The organism is Monashia sp. NPDC004114, from assembly GCF_053603855.1.
Genome location: NZ_JBSGGK010000006.1, coordinates 1 through 19,570, shown reverse-complemented (window position 1 = coordinate 19,570; position 19,570 = coordinate 1). Strand labels below are relative to the sequence as shown.

Genomic DNA, 19,570 nt, shown 5'->3' with positions numbered 1-19,570 from the left:
GCGAGCTGGGCATGCCGCCTCGCCAGGTCGCCTTCATGAGGTACTGGAAGGTCGGCCGGATCGGCTGAGCACAGCTGCGGGACGCAAGCAGGCGGCATACCCGTTGGTGTTGCGCGGGACGCAGCCGGTCACGGAAGAATGGCGCTCCCGACAATGGAAGAGGGTCCATGGAGATCTGGCCCGGCAAGCCCTACCCGCTCGGTGCGACCTACGACGGCACTGGGGTGAACTTCGCCGTGTTCTCGGAGGTCGCCGAGCGCGTCGAGCTCTGCCTCATCGGTGACGACCTGACCGAGACCCGCGTCGACCTGCCCGAGATCGACGGGTTCGTGTGGCACGGGTATCTGCCCAACGTCCAGCCGGGGCAGCGCTACGGCTTCCGCGTGCATGGCCCCTACGACCCCGCCGAGGGCGACCGCTGCAACCCCAGCAAGCTCCTGCTCGACCCCTACGCGAAAGCCATCGAGGGTCAGGTCGACAACAACCAGGCGCTCTACTCCTACCCCTTCGGTGACCCCAAGGCCGCCACGACGACCAAGATCAACACCGACGACAGCATCGCCCACACGATGCACTCCGTCGTCGTCAACCCGTTCTTCGACTGGGCGAGCGACCGGCCGCCCCGGCACGAGTACCACCAGACGGTCATCTACGAGGCGCACGTCAAGGGCCTGACCAAGCTCCACCCCGACATCCCCGAAGGGCTCCGGGGCACGTACGCCGGCATCGCCCATCCGGCGATGATCCGGCATCTCACCGAGCTAGGGATCACCGCGATCGAGCTGATGCCGGTCCACCAGTTCGTGCACGACGCCCCGCTGGTCGAGCGAGGCCTCTCGAACTACTGGGGCTACAACACGATCGGCTTCCTCGCTCCGCACAACGGGTATGCCGCCGGTGGACAGCGCGGCCAGCAGGTGCTCGAGTTCAAGGGGATGGTGCGGACGCTGCACGAGCACGGCATCGAGGTCATCCTCGACGTCGTCTACAACCACACCGCCGAGGGGAACCACATGGGGCCCACCCTCGCGTTCCGCGGCCTGGACAACAACAGCTACTACCGCCTCGTCAGCGACGACCTGTCGCACTACTACGACACGACCGGCACCGGGAACTCCCTGCTCATGCGCCACCCGCACGTGCTCCAGCTGATCATGGACTCGCTGCGCTACTGGGTCACCGAGATGCACGTCGACGGGTTCCGGTTCGACCTCGCCGCCACGCTCGCGCGGCAGTTCCACGAGGTCGACAAGCTGTCCGCGTTCTTCGACCTCATCCAGCAGGACCCCGTCGTCAGCCAGGTGAAGCTCATCGCCGAGCCGTGGGACGTCGGCGTGGGCGGCTACCAGGTCGGCAACTTCCCGTCCTTGTGGACCGAGTGGAACGGGCAGTACCGCGACACCGTGCGCGACTACTGGCGCGGGCAGGGAGGCACGCTGGGGGAGTTCGCCTCACGGCTCTCCGGGTCGAGCGACCTCTACGAGCACTCGGGCCGCAAGCCGATCGCCTCGATCAACTTCGTCACCGCCCACGACGGCTTCACGCTGCGCGACCTCGTCTCCTACGACGAGAAGCACAACGAGGCGAACGGCGAGGGCAACAACGACGGCGAGAGCCACAACCGCTCGTGGAACTGCGGCGTCGAAGGCCCCAGCCCCGACGCCGCCGTCCGTGAGCTGCGGGCCCGGCAGCAGCGCAACTTCATCACGACCCTCATGCTGTCCCAGGGCGTCCCGATGCTGCTGCACGGGGACGAGCTCGGCCGCACCCAGGGCGGCAACAACAACGCCTACTGCCAGGACAACGACATCTCCTGGACCCAGTGGGTGCTCGACGAGGACGACGAGAAGCTCATGGCGTTCACGCAGTCGGTCGTCGCGCTGCGGCGCGAGCACCCGGTGTTCCGCCGCCGCCGCTTCTTCGCGGGCAGCGCCGACCACGGCGGGGAGAGCGAGCTCGGCGACATCGTGTGGTTCATGCCGAACGCCGAGCACATGGACGACGAGGCGTGGACCAATGGGCTCGCCAAGTCGCTCATGGTCTTCCTCAACGGATCGGCCATCCCCGAGCCCGACCCTCGCGGGCAGCAGATCCTCGACGACTCGTTCCTCATCATGTTCAACGCCCACTACGAGCCGTTGACGTTCACCGTGCCCGACGACGAGTACGGCGCTGCGTGGGTCCCAGTCGTCGACACCGCCCAGCCGAAGGTCGACCCGACCCCGCTGGAGCCGAGCTGGCAGCGCCCGGTCGACGCGCACAGCATGGTCGTGCTCCGATGCTCGAGGAAACCGGCGAACGGATCGGCGGTGGTGGAGGCCATCTCGTGAGGGGTCGCGAGGTTCCCGTCTCGACGTACCGGCTCCAGCTCGAGCCGGGGTTCGCCTTCGACGATGCGGCCGCGCAGGTGGACTACCTTGCGGCCCTGGGGATCTCGCACCTCTACCTGTCGCCGGTCCTGCAGGCGGCGCCCGGATCGCTGCACGGCTATGACGTCGTCGACCCGACGCGCCTGTCGGATGACCTAGGGGGCGAGGCGGGCTTCGCGCGTCTGGTCGACGTGGCCCGCCAGGCGGGCCTGGGCATCGTCGTCGACGTCGTGCCCAACCACATGACCACGCCGACCCCGCTGAGGCAGAACCGTCCACTGTGGTCCGTGCTGCGTGACGGACGCCGGTCGCCGTATGCCGCGTGGTTCGACATCGACTGGGGCGCCCAGGGCGGGCGCGTCCTGCTGCCGGTGCTCGGCGGGTCCCTTAAGGATGCCCTCCGGGCGGGCGAGGTCACGATCGGGCGGGTCGACGACGAGCCGGCGGTCCGCTACTACGACCACGTGTTCCCGGTCGCCCCAGGCACCGACCTCGCGGCGCCGCTGGCCGACGTGCTCACGGCGCAGCACTACCGCCTGGCGTCCTGGCGGACCGGTGCGAGCGACCTCAACTACCGCAGGTTCTTCGACGTGACGTCCCTCATCGCGGTGCGGGTCGAGGACCCTGCCGTGTTCGAGGCCACGCACGCGCTGCTGCTGCGGCAGGTCCGCACGGGTGCGGTCGCGGGACTGCGGATCGACCACCCGGACGGGCTGGCCGACCCGGAGGGCTACCTCGACGCGCTGGCCGATGCCACCGACGGCGCCTGGGTCGTGGTGGAGAAGATCTTGGAGGGCAACGAGCGTCTGCCCGTCTCGTGGCGCACCGCCGGCACGACCGGGTACGACGCCATGCTCCGCATCGGCGGGCTCTTCGTAGACCCCGCCGCGGCGGACCCGCTCGCCGATGTCGCCGCGGAGGTCCTCGGAGAGCGACAGGACCTGTCCCGGATGGTGACCGAGGCGAAGCGGTATGTCATCGAGAAGGTGCTCGTGGCCGAGGTCAACCGCCTCATGCGCGTGATCGGGCGCGCGTTACCCCGGCTCGACCAAGCGCGGGCTCGCCGCGTCGTCGAGGCGCTGCTGCTCGGGATGGACCGCTACCGCGTCTACGTGCGACCGGGCGAGCCGCCCTCGGGCGCCGCTGCGGTGCAGCTCGAGAGCGCCGCTGCGCGGGCCGTGGAGACCGTCGGCGAGCTCGACCGGGCCGTCCTCGATCCCATCATCGACCTCGCGCTCGGGCAGGCTCCGGGGGCCGACCCGGCGGCGCAGGCGGAGTTCATCGTGCGGTTCCAGCAGACGTGTGGCCCGGTGATGGCCAAGGCGGTCGAGGACACGGTCTTCTACCGGTACGTGCGACTGGTCGCCCTCAACGAGGTCGGCGGCGACCCAGGGCACGTCGGCGTCGGAGTGCCCGTGTTCCACGGTTTCAGCGGGAGCCTGCTCGCCGAGTGGCCGACCTCGTTGACGACGCTGTCGACGCACGACACGAAGCGGTCCGAGGACGTCCGGGCCCGACTGTTCGTCATGTCCGAGCACCCCGCGGCCTGGGCCGAGTGGGTTCGCGACGCGCGCCGCCTCCTCGCCGACGTGCGTCCCGCTGGGCTCGACCCTGCGACCGAGTACCTCCTGCTCCAGACGCTCGTGGGCTGCTGGCCGGTGTCTCGGGACCGGCTCTCGGCATATGCGCAGAAGGCGACACGCGAGGCGAAGATGCGCACGACCTGGACCGATCCCGACGCGGCGTACGAGGAGGCCGTCGAGGCATACGTCAACCAGCTCGTCAGCGACCCAGGCGTGGCGGCGCATGTCGAGGGCTTGCTGCAGCGGACCACCGCTGAGGTGCGCGCCAACACCCTCGGCCAGAAGCTCGTCCAGCTGACCATGCCCGGTGTGGCCGACGTCTATCAGGGCTGCGAGCTCGTGGACCTCTCGCTGGTCGATCCCGACAACCGTCGACGTGTCGACTACGCCGAGCGTCGACGGCGCCTCGGGCGGCTCGACGGCGGCGGCGCACCCACGGACCTGGCCGACGAGAAGCTGCTGGTCACGACCGCGGCCCTGCGCGCTCGCAAGGACCGGCCCGAGTGCTTCGTCGGACCGGGAGCGACCTATCTGGCCCTGGACACCGGCTCCCCGCACGCGGTCGCCTTCGGTCGTGGCCCTGGAGGCGCCGGCGAGGGTGGCGGTCGCCCCGACGAAGCCATCGACGTGGTCACCGTGGTCACCCGGCTGGCCGGGCAGCTCTCTGACGCGGGCGGGTTCGGCGAGGCGACCCTCGACCTCCCGTCCGGCACGTGGTCCGACCTGCTCTCAGGCCGCACCCACGAGGGGGGCCCGACCCTGCTTCGGCGCCTCGTCGGTTCTGGTGCGGGCGGGGTGGGGCTGCCTGTGGCGTTGCTCGTCCGGGTACGAGACCGGGCATGAGCTCATTGATCCGCGTCTGGGCGCCGGCCGCAGAGCGGGTCGACATCGCCTGGTCGGCGGCCCACCCCGACCCCTGCACCGGCATCGCCGCGCAGGCGGCCCAGGCGACCCAGGCGACCCAGGCGACCCGGTGCCCAGCGAGTCCGGCGACGACGACCCCCATGACTCCCGCAGACGACGGGTGGTGGTCCTGGTGGCCGGAGGGGGTCGGCGCCCTCGACTATGCGTTCCGCCTCGACGGCGGCGACCCGAGGCCCGACCCGCGAAGCCCGTGGCTGCCCGACGGGGTCCACGGCGCGACCAGAACCTTCGACGTGTCGGCGCACACCTGGCAAGACGCCGGATGGCGCGGTGCCCGTGACGGACGGGGCCTGCTCGGCGGGGTGGTCTACGAGCTGCACATAGGCACCTTCACGCAGGCGGGCACGCTCGACGCCGCCGTCGAGCACCTCGAGCACCTGGTCCGCCTCGGGGTCGACGTCGTCGAGGTCATGCCGGTCGGCGCGTTCGGAGGCACCCATGGCTGGGGCTACGACGGGGTGCAGCCGTATGCCGTGCACCAGCGTTACGGAGGCCCCGCGGCCTTCCAGCGGTTCGTCGACGCGTGTCATCGCGTGGGCCTCGGCGTCTGCCTCGACGTCGTCTACAACCATCTCGGCGCCACGGGCAACTACCTGGCGGAGTTCGGTCCGTACTTCACCGACCGCTACTCGACCCCCTGGGGACCCGCGGTCAACCTCGACGGCCCGGGCAGCGCCGTGGTGCGACGGTGGGTGGTCGACAACGCGCTCCGGTGGTTCCGCGACTTCCACGTCGACGCCCTCCGGCTCGATGCAGTGCACGCCTTCCACGACGAGTCCGACCGTCACATCCTTGCGCAGCTGTCGGACGAGACCGCGCTATTGGCAGCGGAGCTCGGCCGTCCTCTCGACCTCGTCGCCGAGAGCGACCTCAACGACCCGATCGTGGTCACACCTACGTCCCAGGGCGGCCGGGGCATGACTGCGCAGTGGGACGACGACGTCCACCACGCGCTCCACGTCGCGCTGACCGGCGAGACACAGGGCTACTACGCTGACTTCGCCGGCGGCACGCCCGCGTGGCCTGCGGGTGGGCCGCTGTCGGTGCTGGCCAAGACGCTCTCAGAGGTGTTCCTGCACGACGGGCGGCCGTCGACGTTCCGCGGACACTCCTGGGGTGTCCCCGTCGACCGGTCGAGCACCTCTGGTCAGCGGTTCCTGGCTTACCTGCAGACCCACGACCAGGTGGGCAACCGGGCGCGCGGCGACCGGATCAACCACACGGTCGACGAGGGGCTCCAGGCGATCGGCGCGGCCATCTACCTGCTCTCGCCCTACACCCCGATGCTCTTCATGGGGGAGGAGTGGCGGGCGAGTACACCGTTCGCCTACTTCACCTCGTTCGAGGAGGACTGGCTCGCAGAGGCCGTCCGTCGCGGCCGACGGGCTGAGTTCGCGGCCCATGGCTGGGCCGAGCAGGACGTGCCCGACCCGCAGGACCCCTCGACCCGCGACGAGAGCGTGCTGCGCTGGGACGAGGTCGACGGGCCCGGGCACCGCGAAACCCTCGAGTTCTACCGGCGGCTCGTCGAGCTCCGCCGTACGGAGCCCGATGTGGCCGACGGCGACCTGCCGACGATCGCGACTCGCCTCGACGAGGCGGCCCGATGGTTCGTCATGACGAGGGGCAGCGTCCAGGTCGTCGCCAACCTCGCCGCCGAGCCGCAGGTGGTCCCCGTGCCGGGCGGAGTCGGCGATGTGCTCGCGTCGTGGGGACCGACCCCGGATCGGGTGGCCGGAGGCCTGCGGCTGGCGGCCCACGACGTCGCCGTCGTCCGCACCACCTGACCACTCGACCAGTGAGCTCAGCCGAGTGGTCACGTTGACACGTCAGCACACAGTCGACTGGTCATGTCCAGACGCATTGGCGCGTGAGGAAAGCGAGTCACAAGGCAGTGATCTCGTCGAGCACGACGCGCGCGACGTCGTCCGCCGCAACGGCGTGATGGAGGTGCTCACCCTTCAGGCGAACAACCGGCCAGCCGGCGGACTCGGCGAATGTGGCTTCCTCCGCGTAGGTGTCGCCGAACGCGACGTACCCGTTGCGCGCCGCCACCCAACAAGCGGGAGGACGGATCACTACGTCGAAGTACGCCAGGGGGAGCTGTGGGCAGTCCCGGTCGACCGCCTCGAGCAGCGCGGCCGGGGCCAGGCCCGCGAGCTCGTCCGGAGGCCACCAGCGGGTCCATCGAGGGAGGCGACCCGTCTCGTCGGCGATGGTCTCGAGGAACGCCCGAAACTGTTGGGGTGCAAGGGCGGTCGGCGTGGAGGGTGGCAACAGGGCGGCGTCCATGAAGATGACGGGGAGGTCACCTCCGACACGCGCCCGCACCAAGGGAGCGAGGTATCCCGCGTTGCTGTGCGCCACGAGCCCGGTCGCGCCGAGACGTGTGGCGTGCTCTGCCCACGCCTCGACGAGCCGATGGGCCGCCGTCCCGGCCTCCGGCATTCCGGCGTCCGCGTGCCCGGTCCCGGGACCGTTGCCCACCTCGCCTGCGGCCGTCGCGATCGACGCCGACGCGATCGACGCCGACGCGAGCTCGGCGCTGACGCCGTGGCGAGCGAGCGCCTCGACGAAGGAGCCGTATGCCGCAGGGCCGAGCAGCGGGCTCGGCAGGACGAGGACTCGGCCTTCCACGGCGATCTCAGAACTCCTTGAGCCGGACCATGCCCTCCTGCGCCGTGGTGGCAACCAGCGTGCCGTCCTCGGCGAACATGTGGCCGATGGCCAGGCCGCGCCCACTCAGGGCCGAAGGCGACTCCTGGGCATAGAGCAGCCACTGGTCTGCGCGGGCGTCGCGATGGAACCACATCGAGTGGTCGAGGCTCGCCACCCGAAGGCGGCGGTCGGTCCATCTCAGCCCGTGCCGGCGAAGGACCGGCTCGAGCAGCGTGTAGTCGCTGGCGTAGGCCAGGACCGCGGAGTGCAGCAGCGGGTCGTCGGGGAGGTGCCCGATGGCGCGCATCCACACGTGGTTGGCGGCGACCTGCTCCGCACCGGCGTCGAGGAAGAGGTTGCTCTCGACGGGGCGCAGCTCGAACGGCCTCGACTCGGCGACGTGGCGCGCGCCCGGGTGGTCGTTCCCACGGAAGTCGTCCGCCAGTGAGGACAGGCCCTCCGGGCCGTGCACCACCGGCATCGGCTCCTGGTGGTCGAGGCCACCGGCCCGCTCCTGGAAGGAGCAGACCATCGACATGATCGGCGCTCCCTTCTGGACCGCATGCACTCGCCGCGTCGAGAAGGAGTTGCCGTCGCGCATCTCCTCGACGGCGAACCGGATGGGCAGGGTGTCGTCGCCGGGCCGCATGAAGTACCCGTGGAGGGAGTGGATCGGCCGCGGTCCGTCGCCGTCGTTGACGTCGCGCACGGTGATCCCGGCGGCCATGACGCACTGCGCCAGCACCTGTCCACCGAAGACCCGTCCGTGGGGCATCTTCTGGGATCGGCCCTCGAACACCCGAGCCGAGGTTGCCCCGATCGACTCGGCGGCATCGCGACCGCGCACGTCCGTGACGGCGATGTGCGCCGTCCCGACGTCCTTGAGCGTCAACACGTCGATGAGGTCGTCGATGGGAGACAGGACTGGCAGCTCGTCGGTCACGAGAGGACACTACCGAGCGCCGGCGCGACCCTGCCGTGCCACGCGGCGCGGTCAGGCATCGGCGGCCAGGACGAACGGCAGCACCGCCGGGGCGCCGGCCTCACGCAGGAGACCTGCGGTCACCGTGAGGGTCCACCGTGAGTCGGCCACGTCGTCGACCAGCAGCACCGGGCCGGGGATGCCGCTGAGCCGCGACGCGAGGTCCGGGCCGACCTCTAGGCGGCCCCAGACGTTGGCCAGCCGAAAGGCGCTGTTGCCACCTGGGTCACCAACCGGCCCGCCGTCCACGAGGTCCAGGGCGCCGAGGTAGGGCAGCCGCCCGAGCTCGCCGAGCGAGGTCGCCAGGGACTCGACCAGCTGGGGCCGACGCCGGGACGGCACGGCCACGACGGCGGCCGGACGCTCACTCCAGGACCAGTCGGCGAGCACCTCGACCGACGCCCGGACAACCTCTGGGGGCACGGCCCGGTCGCCGCCTTTAAGCAGGTCGCGGAGCCGCTGCCCCCATCCGAGGTCGCTGAGCCGGGCGACTGCCCGGCCCTCGTCCATCGCGACCGCAGGCGAGATCTTGCCCTTGAGCGGCACCCCGAGCCGGTCCATCCCGCTCGGCCACTGGGCCCTCGGCTCGAGCACGACGCCGGGCCGTTCGAGCCTGGTCCGCGCGGTGTTCACGGCGGCCTCGGGGATGGTGGTGTCGAACCAGGCGCCCGCGCAGCTGTCGCAGCGCCCACACCGAGCGGCGGTGTCGTCGTCGAGACATCCCTGGAGGAAGGCCATGCGGCACGAGTCGGTGCGTTCGTAGTCGACCATGAGCTGCTGCTCCCGCTCGCGTGCCTCGCTGACCCGCTCATACCGCTCGGCGTCGTATGTCCAGGGCTCGCCCGTCGCTGCCCAGCCGCCGGACACCCGCTGGACCGCTCCGTCGACGTCGAGCACCTTGAGCAGCAGCTCGAGGCGCGTGCGGCGGACGTCGACGACCGTCTCGAGCGCGACCGTCGACATCGGTCGGTCGCTCGAGGCGAGGGCACGCAGCACGGCGTCTGCCTGGTCCTGCCGGGGCATCGAGGCCGAGGCGAAGTAGCGCCAGATGTCCTTGTCCTCGGGCCCCGGAAAGAGCAGGACCTCGGCACGCTCGGTGGCCCGGCCGGCCCGGCCGACCTGCTGGTAGTACGCGACCGGAGATGCCGGCGCACCGAGGTGCAGGACGAACCCGAGGTCCGGCTTGTCGAAGCCCATGCCGAGCGCGGAGGTCGCCACCAGTGCCTTGACCTGGTTGTCGCGCAGCGCCTCCTCGAGGCGGATGCGCTCGGCGGGCTCTGTACGACCCGTGTATGCGGCGACGTCGTGGCCGGCCTCCCGCAGGGCGACCGCGACGTCCTCGGCCGCCGCGACGGTCAGCGTGTAGACGATCCCGGAGCCGGGCAGCTCGCCCAGGTGCGCGATGAGCCAGGCGAGCCGTTGCTCAGGGGCTGCGAGCGGCAGCACGCCGAGGCGCAGGGACTCCCGGGCCAGGGGACCCCGGAGCGTGAGGACCTGATGCCCGCCGGTCCCGAGCTGCTCGACGACGTCGGTGACGACGCGGGCGTTGGCGGTGGCCGTCGTCGCGAGGACGGGGGTGTGCTCCGGGAGGGTCACGAGAAGGTCGCGGATGCGGCGGTAGTCGGGGCGGAAGTCGTGACCCCAGTCGCTGATGCAGTGCGCCTCGTCCACGACGAGCAGACCGCACGACCGCGCGAGCGAGGGGAGCTGCTCGTCGCGAAAGCGCGGGTTGTTCAGGCGCTCGGGACTCACGAGCAGCACGTCGACCTCGTCGCGCGCGATGGCCTCGGACACCGTCCCCCACGCGTCCGCGTTGGTCGAGTTGAGCGTGACCGCGCGGATGCCGGCGCGGTCGGCGGCGGCGATCTGGTCGCGCATGAGTGCGAGCAGCGGGCTGACGATCACGGTGGGGCCGGCGCCGTCGGCCCGGCGCAGGGCGGTCGCCACGAAGTAGACCGCGGACTTGCCCCAGCCGGTGCGCTGGACCACCAGCACCCGGCGCCGGCCCTCGACCAGCTCGCCGATCGCCTCGAGCTGTCCTTCTCGGAACTCGACGTCGTCGCGGCCGACCAGCCGCTGCAGCGCTCCGAGGGCGCGCTGCTGCAGGTCGGTGGTCGGTGGGGCGGCGGGTGAGCTCGACATGCCACCCAAACTACGGGGCCGCACCGACTGGGCCGGACGGCATACGCCGGAGCTGTGGACGGGCGTGGGCGACGACAAGGGGGTGTGGACGGGGCTGCAAGGATGGCTGCCATGAGTGACCGCACGCCGTACGCCGCGCAGGTGTCCCTCCGGTGGTCCGACATGGACGCCTACGCCCACATCAACAACGTGCAGTTCCTGCGCCTGCTCGAGGACGCCCGCGTCATCGGGTTCCGCGACTGGTTCAACCAGGATCGGTCGCTGCTCGACGAGGGGGTGCTCGTGTCGCGGCACGAGATCGAGTACCGCGCCCCGCTGGGCTTCCGCCACGAGCCGGTCGAGATCCAGATGTGGGTCTCCCGTATCGGAGGCGCCGGCTTCGACGTGGCGTACATCGTGACCGACCCCCATGGCGTCGGCGAGGCCACCTCGCGCAGCATCTATGCCGTGGCCGAGACCGAGCTCGCTCTCTACGACTTCACCACGGCCTCACCCCGGCGCATCCGGCCCGAGGAGCGAGCCTCCCTCCAGCCACACGTGGGCGACCCGGCGCCCTTCCGGCGCCGTCGACGGTGAGAGCGGCCATGCAGATCGACTTCGGTGACCCCCGGGGACTCGCCGACCTCGGGACCTACCTCGGTCGGGCCCGCCGGGCCAACCCGGACGGCGCCGTGCGTCTGCACGTCATGGGGGACCTGCTCGTCGCCACCGTGGCCGTGATCGAGGGCAGTGGACTGATGGGAGAGGGGACGGTGCTCGGCATGCGCGTCGTTCGGGTCGCCGACGCGACACCGCTCGATGCGACGGTGTCGTTCGCATCGGTCGCGGACCGCCTCGCACGGCCCGGCGCCGGGTCGACCCTCAGCGTCCCGCCCGTGACGGTGCGCGTGGCGTGGACGGCGCTCACCCCGCCTCGAGACGGCTGGGAGCCCGTCGGCAAGCTCCCGACCGCAGCGGTGGAGTCCATTGCGCGACAAGGGATCGAGGAAATCGCAGGAGGATCACCAGAGGGCGCGGGGAGTCATGCGGTTGACGCGCTGCGGCGCCGCGTGTGGGCCAGGATGAGCGACTCGGCGCCGCCGGTCGCAGGCGGTCTCGCCTTCGGCGCGCACGTGCTCGGCTTCCTGGCGCCAGGGGAGCAGGCCGCTGTCGCTGCGCAGGGTCGCTGGACCCGGCTGTCGACGTCGCGGGGCCACGTGCTCGTCCGCTGAGCGCAGCCCTCAGGCCGTGCCCGTCCAGGTGCCGCGGTCGAGCAGCACCTGCTTCAGCACATCGATCCGGTCGCTGACCAGCCCGTCGACACCGAGGTCGAGCAGGTGGTTCATCTCGGCCGCGTCGTCGATCGTCCAGACGTGTACCTGCTTGCCGTGCTCGTGCGCGGTCTCGATCAGCCGTGGGGTCACCACGGTCACCTCGCGTCCCCGCAGCTGGATCGAGGCCGGCACCTGGAACACGTCTGCCGGACTCCTCAGCACGCGTGTCAGCAGCCGCGGCCCGTACCGCGCCAGCGCCACGCCGGGCGGAGCCGCCGACGTCGCGACCCGACCCCGCGCCAGTCGGCGGAACTCGGAGATGCGCCGCTGCGAGAACGACCCGACGCACACGCTGTCGTACAGCCCGCGCTCCTCGATCAGCGCCCACAACGGCGCGCCGGTCCCGGCGGCCTTGAGGTCGACGTTGAGGTTGATCCCGGGCCAGGCCTCGAGGACGTCCGTGAGGAGCGGCACGCGCTCGGAGTCGCCCAGGGTCGCCTCACGCACCTGTCCCCAGGTCAGCTCCCTGATCAGCCCGCTGCGGTCACTGACCCGGTCGAGGCGGTTGTCGTGGAAGGCGACGAGCATCCCGTCACGGGTGACGTGCACATCGGTCTCGAGGTGGGTGTAGCCCATCGCAACGGCGTTGCCGAAGGCGGTCATGGTGTTCTCGAGCCCGAGGTTGGGCCCATAGAGCGCACCCCCACGGTGGGCCAGTGCCACCGGAGTCTGTGCCAGGAACGCCCGCGTCGACATGAGACGACCCTAGAGCGTGGTCGTGGCAGGCAGACGCAGCGCCTCACGACGTGAGAGACCCTGCGAGGCTCGTCGCCGACGCGCAGATCGGTCGACGACAAACTGCGACAGGGTCAGGACCAGAGCGCCCAGACCGTCGTGTCGGTCGGGACGAGCCCGTCCTCCAGCGGCGCGGACGACAGGATCACCTCGGCGCCGGCGGGGAGCGCGACCGGCTCTGCCCCGAGGTTGGCCACCACGAGGACCCGGCCACGCTCTGACGAGCCGTTGGTCAGCGCGACGACGTCGGCGGCATACCCCTCGACCCATGTGAGCGAGCCGATGCCGAGCGCCAGCGCGCGGCGCGTCGCGAGCAGCGAGCGGTACAGCTCCAGCGTCGAGCCGGCGACGCCCTCCTCCTGGTCGACGGCGTACGAGCCGTACGTCGCCGGCTGGGGGAGCCAGGTGCGGTCGCTCGGGCCGAAGCCGAGCGACGGCGCGTCGGCGCGCCAGGGGATCGGGACGCGGCAGCCGTCGCGACCGATCTCCTCACCGTGCGTGCGCGCGAAGGTCGGGTCGTGCCGGAACTGCGCCGGCATGTCCGTCGAGTCCGGCAGGCCAAGCTCCTCGCCCTGATAGACGTAGGCGCCACCGGGGAGCGCGAGCATGAGCGTCGTCGCGGCGCGGGCGCGGCGGAGCCCGACGACCTGGTCAGGCTGAGGGTCGGTGGCCGCGATGCCGTTCATGCGGGGCGTGCCGGGGGCGAATCCGAGGCGCGACGCGTGCCGCACGACGTCGTGGTTCGACAGCACCCAGGTGGAGGGTGCTCCGACCGAGTCGGCGGCCTCGAGCGAGGAGGTGATGACGCGGCGCAGGTCGGTGGCGACCCACGGAGCCGTGAGGAAGTCGAAGTTGAAGGCCTGGTGCATCTCGTCCGGCCGGACGTAGCGGACCGCGCGTTCCTGCGGCTCGACCCACGCCTCTGCGCACAGGATGCGCTCGGGCGCGCCGTAGGAGTCGAGGACCCGGCGCCACGCGCGGTAGACCTCGTGCACAGCATCCTGGTCCCACTGCGGCGCTCGCTTGGTGTGGTCGATCCGCGGGCCCTCCACGGCCGTGCCGTCCCCGTCGGTGTCGGGCTCGGCGTGGCCGAGCATCGTGGTGCGCTCCTCCTCGGTGTCGGGAAGGCCCTGCTCCTTGATCAGGCCGTGGGCGACGTCGACACGGAAGCCGTCGACGCCGCGGTCCAGCCAGAAGCGCAGGATGTCCTCGAACTCGGCACGCACCTGCGGGTGCTCCCAGTTGAAGTCGGGCTGCTTCGGGTCGAACAGGTGCAGGTACCACTGGCCGGGCTGACCGTCCGCCTCGGTGACGCGGGTCCAGGCCGGTCCGCCGAAGACGGACTCCCAGTTGTTCGGGGGCAGCTCGCCGCGCTCGCCACGTCCCTCACGGAACATGTAGCGCTCTCGCTCGGCACTTCCCGGCCCCGCCGCGAGCGCGGCCCGGAACCACGGGTGCTCATCGGACGAGTGGTTGGGGACCATGTCGACGATGACGCGCAGGCCGAGCTCGTGGGCGCGGGCGAGCAGCGCGTCGGCGTCGGCGAGCGTGCCGAAGATCGGGTCGACGTCGCGGTAGTCGGCGACGTCGTAGCCCGCGTCGGCCTGGGGCGAGGTGTAGAAGGGCGAGAGCCAGATCGCGTCGACGCCGAGCGCGCGCAGGTAGTCGAGCCGGGCCGTGATGCCGGGGAGGTCGCCGATGCCGTCACCGTTGCCGTCGGACCACGACCGCGGGTAGATCTGGTATATGACGGCGTGCCGCCACCACGCCGAGTCGGGGCGGTCGGCGGCGTGCACCGCGGCATCGGCCTCGTGCACGGACGGGGCCTGATGGGTGCCGGTCGACAGCGCGCGGGACGACGGCACGGACAGGGTCGCAGCAGCGGATCGAGTCACAAGCCACCATCGTTCCGCATCAACCGCAAAAACCAAAACAGAAATGAAAGATCTTGCAGAGCAAGACGCGGTGTCGGCGCCTCCTGGTAGGCCTGTGCGCATGAGATATGGGTTCGTGGTGCCGTTCACGACAGAGGCTGAGTTCATCGACCTCGCCCGGCTCGGCGAGGCCCGCGGGTGGCACGGCGTCTTCACCTGGGAGGCCCTCTACGGCATCGACGCCTGGGTCCTGCTCGGTGCCACGGCCGCGGTCACGGACACGATCCGGCTGGGCACGCTCCTGACCCCGGCGGCGCGTCACCGCCCCTGGGATCTCGCCTCCGACGTCGGTTCCGTCGACCGGATCAGCGGCGGGCGCGCCATCCTCTCGGTCGGGCTGGGGGCGCTGCATCCAGGGTGGACCGCCTTCGAGCCCGACGAGGGGCGCGCCGTGCGCGTCAAGCGCCTCGACGAGTGCCTCGACATCTATGCGGGCCTGCTCAGCGGTGAGGAGCTGACGTATGCCGGGGAGTACTACCAGGCGGCGCCCTACGACTTCCCGAAGCCGCCCCCGACACCGCAACGCCCGCACCCGCCCGTCTGGGTCGTCGGCGCACCGACTCGGGGACGGGAGCGCCAGCCATCGCTCGAGCGCGCTGCCCGATGGCAGGGGCTGATCCCGGCCATCCATCCGCTGGACGAAGGGCCGAAGACGCTCGATGCGTTCCGTGCTGTCGTCGAGCCGGTGCGCCGGATCCGGGCGGATCTGGGCCTGCCGTGGGACGGCTATGACGTCGTCATCGAGGCTGACTCGTGGGGCAGCTTCACGACGCTCGAGCCGGCCGAGCCCGCGGCTTGGGAGGATGCGGGGGCCACTTGGTGGATCGAGAGCTGGTGGGACGTGCCGGAAGGTGAGGACGGGCTGGCCGAGCTGCGCCGACGGGTCGACGCGGGCCCACCAGCGGCCTGAGCGTTATCAGCTGTCTCCACCGCCGGTCAGCCTGTCGCGGTGCTCGTCCGTGAGGTTACGGATCCGCACGAGGTAGTCCAGCATGAACTCGAGCTGGTCGACGCTCAGCTCGTCGAGCATCGGTTGACCCGCTGCGACGAGGGGTCCGTAGACCTCCCAGGTGCGGGCGTGACCGAGCTCGGTCATCTCGACGAGAACGGTGCGGCGGTCGGTCTCCGGTCGCCGGCGACGCACGAGACCCCGGCTCTCCAGGCGGTCGATGAGGGCCGTCGTCGCCGCAGGTCGCAGTCCCGTGGCTCGGCTCAGCACGCCCGCGGTCTTGGGGCCGTCGGCCAGCCAGTCGAGGCAGCGAAGGTCGGCCGGCCCCAGTCCCAGGCGCCGTCCGACGGCATCGTCGAAGGCCTGGACGGACCGCTGGTACTGCTGCATCGCCTCGCCCAGCGCGCGCACGAGGTCGGCTCTGCCGGGTTGACGGGAGGGCGGCATACCCTTAGCCTTTCGAATATCGAACTATATGAATCTCGTAGGAAAGGCTATCAGGATGAAGGCTGTGATCGTGGGAGGCGGCATCGCGGGGCCAGCCACCGCACTGGCCCTGCGGCTGGTCGGGATCGAGGCGGTCGTCCTCGAGGCCTGGCCGAAGTCGGACGGTGAGGTCGGGTCGTACTTCACCATCGCGCCCAACGGGCTGCATGCCCTCGAGGTCATCGGGGCGCGCACCATCGCCACCGAGGTGGGCTTCCCGTCCGAGCGGAACGTCATGGTGGGCGCCACCGGCTCGGTGCTCGGCTCGATGTCACTCGGCTCGCCGCTGCCCGACGGGACTGTCGCACTGACCATGAAGCGTTCGCGCCTCGGACTCGCGCTCTCCGACGAGGCGGAACGACGGGGGATCGAGGTCAGGTACTCCAGCCGCGTCGTCGACATCGAGAGCCGGACGGACGGCGTGACGGTGGCGCTCGCCGACGGCTCGACCGTGGAGGGCGACCTGCTCGTCGGCGCCGATGGCGTCCACTCCCTCGTTCGACGCACCATCGACCCGAAAGCGGTGCCGGCCCGCTACGTCGGGCTCACCAACTTCGGCGGGATCACGCAGGCGTCCCCGCTCGCTGCCAGCCTTCCGGCACGACAGTGGCACTTCGTCTTCGGCTCCGAAGCCTTCTTCGGAGCGCACCCGACGCCGTCGGGAGATGTCGTCTGGTTCGTCAACCTGCCCCGCGATGCGATCAGCCGGCAGGAGCGGGAGAGGACCTCGGTGACGGAGTGGAAGGACCGGCTCGAGAGATGCATGGCGCCCGACGCCGGCCCGGCGGCGGAGCTGATCCGCACCGGGCGGCTGGAGCTCTGGGCCGACAACACCCACGACCTCGGGCACGTGAAGCACTGGCACCGGGAGCGCATGGTGGTGGTCGGCGACGCCGCCCATGCGCCGTCGCCGAGCTCCGGCCAGGGTGCCTCGATGGCGATCGAGGACGCCGTGGTGCTCGCGACCTGCCTGCGCGACGCGGCCACGATCGAGGAGGCGTTCACCGCATACGACGCCGCCCGGAGGACGCGCGTGGAGAAGATCGTCAGGGTGGGTGCGCGCAGCAGCAGCTCGAAGATCCCGGGCCGCATCGGTCGCCTGTTCCGCGACGCGATGATGCGGCTGGTCTTCCGTTACGTCGTCACCGAGAAGTCCAGCGCGTGGATCAGCGGCTACCGCGTCAGCGAGGTCCGCGCCCCATCCCGATGATGCCCTCCTTGGCCGCCTTCTTGACGGCGTCCGCCTCGGCCCGGGTCAGCTTCCCGTCCTTGACGGCCTGGTCGAGCCGGTCGTCGAAGGCCTTCTGGCGGTCTGCCGCAGCGGCTGCCCGCACCTCGGCCAGGGCCGTCTTGACCTTGTTCACGTCGAGCCCGAGCTCCTTGGCGAGCAGCTGCGCGAACTGGTCCTGCAGGGCGCTCACGTTGGGCTTCGCGCCGGGCGCAGCGGACTTCCGCGCGGCCTTGAACTGGTCCTTGAGGTCGTCGCGAACCGCCTTGAGCGCGTCGCGCAGCTTCGACTCGTCGACCCCGAGCTTGCTCGCGAGCGCCGAGAGGTCCGCGCCCTTGGCGACGCCGCCGACACCGCCGAAGCGGCCGCCCGGGCCCCAGCCCTTTCCGTGCCCGTGGTCGCCGGGGCCGGGTCCCGGTTTCGTCGCGCCTGGGCTCGGAGTGCTCGGCGAGCTGGTGGGGCTCGGCGTCGGTGTCGTGTCTGCGCGGGCCGCTGCGGAAACCCCGAGGCCGATGGCCGCAGCGGCCGCGCCCACAACGACGACGCTGGCAGTCTTCTTGTTGATCGAGACCATCTGGCGTCCCTCCATCAGCCCTCGGGCGCGTCCGCCCAGGTCCTCAGCACCAGCAAACACCTCGAGTGTCCCGCCCGCGCCGGCTTTCGCCTGTGACTTGCTGTGAGTCCTGGGGGTCCGCGTCAGAAAGTGCCGTCAGGCCCGGCCGTGTTCACCAGGCTGTATGCCGCACGCGTGAGGTAGTCGCGCAGCAGGTCGTCGTGCTCCGGCGCCAGCTCGAGCGTGTCGACGGCGCTCATCATGTGCAGCAGCCAGCGGTCGCGCATGTCGGGCGTGACCGCGAACGGCATGTGCCGCATCCGCAGCCGTGGGTGTCCGCGCTGCTCGGAGTAGGTCGTGGGCCCGCCCCAGTACTGCTCGAAGAACATCCGCAGCCGGTTCTCCGCGGGACCGAGGTCGTCCTCCGGGTACAGCGCGCGCAGCGCCTCGTCCTCGGCAACCCCGCGGTAGAACTCGCGGACGAGCTTGGCGAACGTCTCGTGGCCGCCGAAGTCGTCGTAGTACGTCACGGGTGCAGTCTCTCAGCCGGCGCTCACACCGGTGCGCCGCCCCCGAACGGCGGCATCACGGCGACCGGGCTGCGGATGCCCTCCTTGTCGAACGCACGCTTCACGCGCTCGCGGATCTCGCGCTGCAGCCCGAACTGCTCGTTGGCGATCGTCTTGGCCAGGACTCTGATCGTGATTGCGCCGTTGCCCATCGACTCGACCCCGGTGACGTTGGGCTCCTCGAGCAGCACGGCCTTCCACTGGTCCTCCTCGTCCATCGTCGAGACGACCTCGCGGATGACCTGCAGCGACCGTTCGACGTCCTCGTCGTAGGCGATCTGGATGTCGACGGTCGCTGTCGACCAGCCCTGGGTCCGGTTGCCGATGCGCAGGATCTCCCCGTTGCGCACATACCACGTCATCCCGCTCCCGTCGCGCAGCTGCGTGATCCGCAGCGAGACGTTCTCGACGGTGCCGATGACCTCACCGGTGTCGATGACGTCGCCGACGCCGTACTGGTCCTCGATGATCATGAAGACGCCGGACAGGAAGTCCTTGACGAGGCTCTGCGCGCCGAAGGCGAGAGCGACACCACCGATGCTCGCCGACGCGAGCAGCGGGCCGAGAGGGATGCCGAGCAAGGACATGACCGTGAGCCCGACGATGGTGTAGACGAGGAACGTCGTGATGCTCTTGAGCAGGGCGCCCATCGTCTCGGTGCGCTGGATGGTGCGCTCACCGGCGACCCCGACGGCCTGGAGGGCGCGGCTCGCCCCCGGCAGCTTGGCCAGCCGCTCGTTGGCGCGGGCCGTCGTCGAGGCGACGACGCGGTTGATGACCCGGATGAGCAGCCACCGCGCGATGATTCCGGCCACGACGGTGATCAGGATCAGGACGGGTGTGCCGATCACCCAGTTGTAGACCTGGTCCCACGTGACGCTGGGCATCGAGAGCACCAACTGTCCCTCCTTTCCCAAATGGACAGGCCAGTCCACGGACGGGTCGTGGGTCTGGACGGTGGGCGCAAGCATCGTGAAGGTGTCAGTCACAGCGTCTCAGTCGTTTCGGTGTCGTGGCGAGGTCGGGTCACGTGTCGAGGTCGGGGCCACGCCGGCGGGGCCTTGCGTTCCGCCCGGTGCGCCGTGCGCCGGGGTATGCCGTGTGCCCGGTGTATGCCGCCGCGCCGGGCCACCGTCGAGGGTGAC

16 protein-coding genes are annotated in these 19,570 nt (G+C 70.8%); 7 read left to right on the top strand and 9 right to left on the bottom strand.

What is annotated here, in order from left to right; genetic code table 11:
- Positions 1–167: 167 nt before the first annotated feature.
- Genes glgX through treZ form a run of 3 tightly spaced genes read left to right on the top strand, consistent with a single transcriptional unit; the run spans position 168 to position 6,663 of the window.
- Positions 168–2,330, top strand: a complete 2,163-nt coding sequence (gene glgX, locus ACWEOW_RS09570; protein ID WP_452268960.1) for a glycogen debranching protein GlgX — start codon at positions 168–170, stop codon at positions 2,328–2,330.
- Positions 2,327–4,795, top strand: coding sequence for a malto-oligosyltrehalose synthase (gene treY / locus ACWEOW_RS09565; protein WP_452268959.1), 2,469 nt, complete (start codon positions 2,327–2,329; stop codon positions 4,793–4,795). Before glgX ends, treY begins: the two co-directional genes overlap by 4 nt.
- Positions 4,792–6,663, top strand: a complete 1,872-nt coding sequence (treZ, locus tag ACWEOW_RS09560; RefSeq protein ID WP_452268958.1) for a malto-oligosyltrehalose trehalohydrolase — start codon at positions 4,792–4,794, stop codon at positions 6,661–6,663. Before treY ends, treZ begins: the two co-directional genes overlap by 4 nt.
- Before the next feature lie 97 nt (positions 6,664–6,760).
- On the opposite strand, the gene ACWEOW_RS09555 is transcribed toward treZ, so the two are convergent.
- Genes ACWEOW_RS09555 through ACWEOW_RS09545 form a run of 3 tightly spaced genes read right to left on the bottom strand, consistent with a single transcriptional unit; the run spans position 6,761 to position 10,658 of the window.
- Positions 6,761–7,513 carry a hypothetical protein gene (locus tag ACWEOW_RS09555; protein WP_452268957.1) on the bottom strand — a complete coding sequence of 251 codons (753 nt, stop codon included), beginning with the start codon at positions 7,511–7,513 and terminating at the stop codon, positions 6,761–6,763.
- A 7-nt stretch (positions 7,514–7,520) separates the two neighbouring features.
- The gene (locus tag ACWEOW_RS09550; protein WP_452268956.1) at positions 7,521–8,477 is read right to left on the bottom strand and encodes an acyl-CoA thioesterase; all 957 of its coding nucleotides are present in this window, start codon (positions 8,475–8,477) and stop codon (positions 7,521–7,523) included.
- Positions 8,478–8,528: 51 nt separating this feature from the next.
- Positions 8,529–10,658 carry a RecQ family ATP-dependent DNA helicase gene (locus tag ACWEOW_RS09545; RefSeq protein WP_452268955.1) on the bottom strand — a complete coding sequence of 710 codons (2,130 nt, stop codon included), beginning with the start codon at positions 10,656–10,658 and terminating at the stop codon, positions 8,529–8,531.
- A gap of 111 nt (positions 10,659–10,769) precedes the next feature.
- Here ACWEOW_RS09545 and ACWEOW_RS09540 point away from each other — a divergent pair, with 111 nt between their 5' ends.
- Together ACWEOW_RS09540 and ACWEOW_RS09535 are read left to right on the top strand one after the other, a co-directional pair.
- Entirely contained in the window at positions 10,770–11,234 is a 465-nt protein-coding gene (locus ACWEOW_RS09540) for an acyl-CoA thioesterase (RefSeq protein WP_452268954.1), read from the top strand.
- An 8-nt stretch (positions 11,235–11,242) separates the two neighbouring features.
- Complete coding sequence (locus ACWEOW_RS09535) at positions 11,243–11,869, top strand: hypothetical protein (protein WP_452268953.1); 627 nt, start codon at positions 11,243–11,245, stop codon at positions 11,867–11,869.
- Between the two features lie 9 nt (positions 11,870–11,878).
- Here the strand turns inward: ACWEOW_RS09535 and ACWEOW_RS09530 are convergent, their stop codons facing one another.
- On the bottom strand, positions 11,879–12,667 hold the full coding sequence (locus ACWEOW_RS09530) for a glycerophosphodiester phosphodiesterase (RefSeq protein WP_452268952.1): 789 nt from the start codon (positions 12,665–12,667) through the stop codon (positions 11,879–11,881).
- A gap of 113 nt (positions 12,668–12,780) precedes the next feature.
- Positions 12,781–14,601 (bottom strand): glycoside hydrolase family 13 protein, encoded by a 1,821-nt coding sequence (locus ACWEOW_RS09525; RefSeq protein ID WP_452268951.1) that lies wholly within the window; start codon positions 14,599–14,601, stop codon positions 12,781–12,783.
- Between the two features lie 100 nt (positions 14,602–14,701).
- Here ACWEOW_RS09525 and ACWEOW_RS09520 point away from each other — a divergent pair, with 100 nt between their 5' ends.
- On the top strand, positions 14,702–15,550 hold the full coding sequence (locus ACWEOW_RS09520) for an LLM class flavin-dependent oxidoreductase (protein ID WP_452268950.1): 849 nt from the start codon (positions 14,702–14,704) through the stop codon (positions 15,548–15,550).
- Between the two features lie 6 nt (positions 15,551–15,556).
- Here ACWEOW_RS09520 and ACWEOW_RS09515 read toward each other — a convergent pair whose 3' ends face one another.
- Positions 15,557–16,036: a MarR family winged helix-turn-helix transcriptional regulator gene (locus tag ACWEOW_RS09515; protein ID WP_452268949.1), complete on the bottom strand. Its 480-nt coding sequence runs from the start codon at positions 16,034–16,036 to the stop codon at positions 15,557–15,559.
- Positions 16,037–16,091: 55 nt separating this feature from the next.
- On the opposite strand from ACWEOW_RS09515, the gene ACWEOW_RS09510 reads away from it, so the two are divergent.
- The gene (locus ACWEOW_RS09510; protein ID WP_452268948.1) at positions 16,092–17,285 is read left to right on the top strand and encodes an FAD-dependent oxidoreductase; all 1,194 of its coding nucleotides are present in this window, start codon (positions 16,092–16,094) and stop codon (positions 17,283–17,285) included.
- Here ACWEOW_RS09510 and ACWEOW_RS09505 read toward each other — a convergent pair.
- From ACWEOW_RS09505 to ACWEOW_RS09495, 3 genes are all read right to left on the bottom strand, one after another.
- Positions 17,257–17,877 (bottom strand): phage protease, encoded by a 621-nt coding sequence (locus ACWEOW_RS09505; protein WP_452268947.1) that lies wholly within the window; start codon positions 17,875–17,877, stop codon positions 17,257–17,259. The genes ACWEOW_RS09510 and ACWEOW_RS09505 overlap by 29 nt on opposite strands.
- A gap of 122 nt (positions 17,878–17,999) precedes the next feature.
- Positions 18,000–18,386: a globin gene (locus ACWEOW_RS09500; RefSeq protein WP_452268946.1), complete on the bottom strand. Its 387-nt coding sequence runs from the start codon at positions 18,384–18,386 to the stop codon at positions 18,000–18,002.
- Positions 18,387–18,409: 23 nt separating this feature from the next.
- Entirely contained in the window at positions 18,410–19,414 is a 1,005-nt protein-coding gene (locus ACWEOW_RS09495; protein WP_452268945.1) for a mechanosensitive ion channel family protein, read from the bottom strand.
- Positions 19,415–19,570 lie beyond the last annotated feature (156 nt).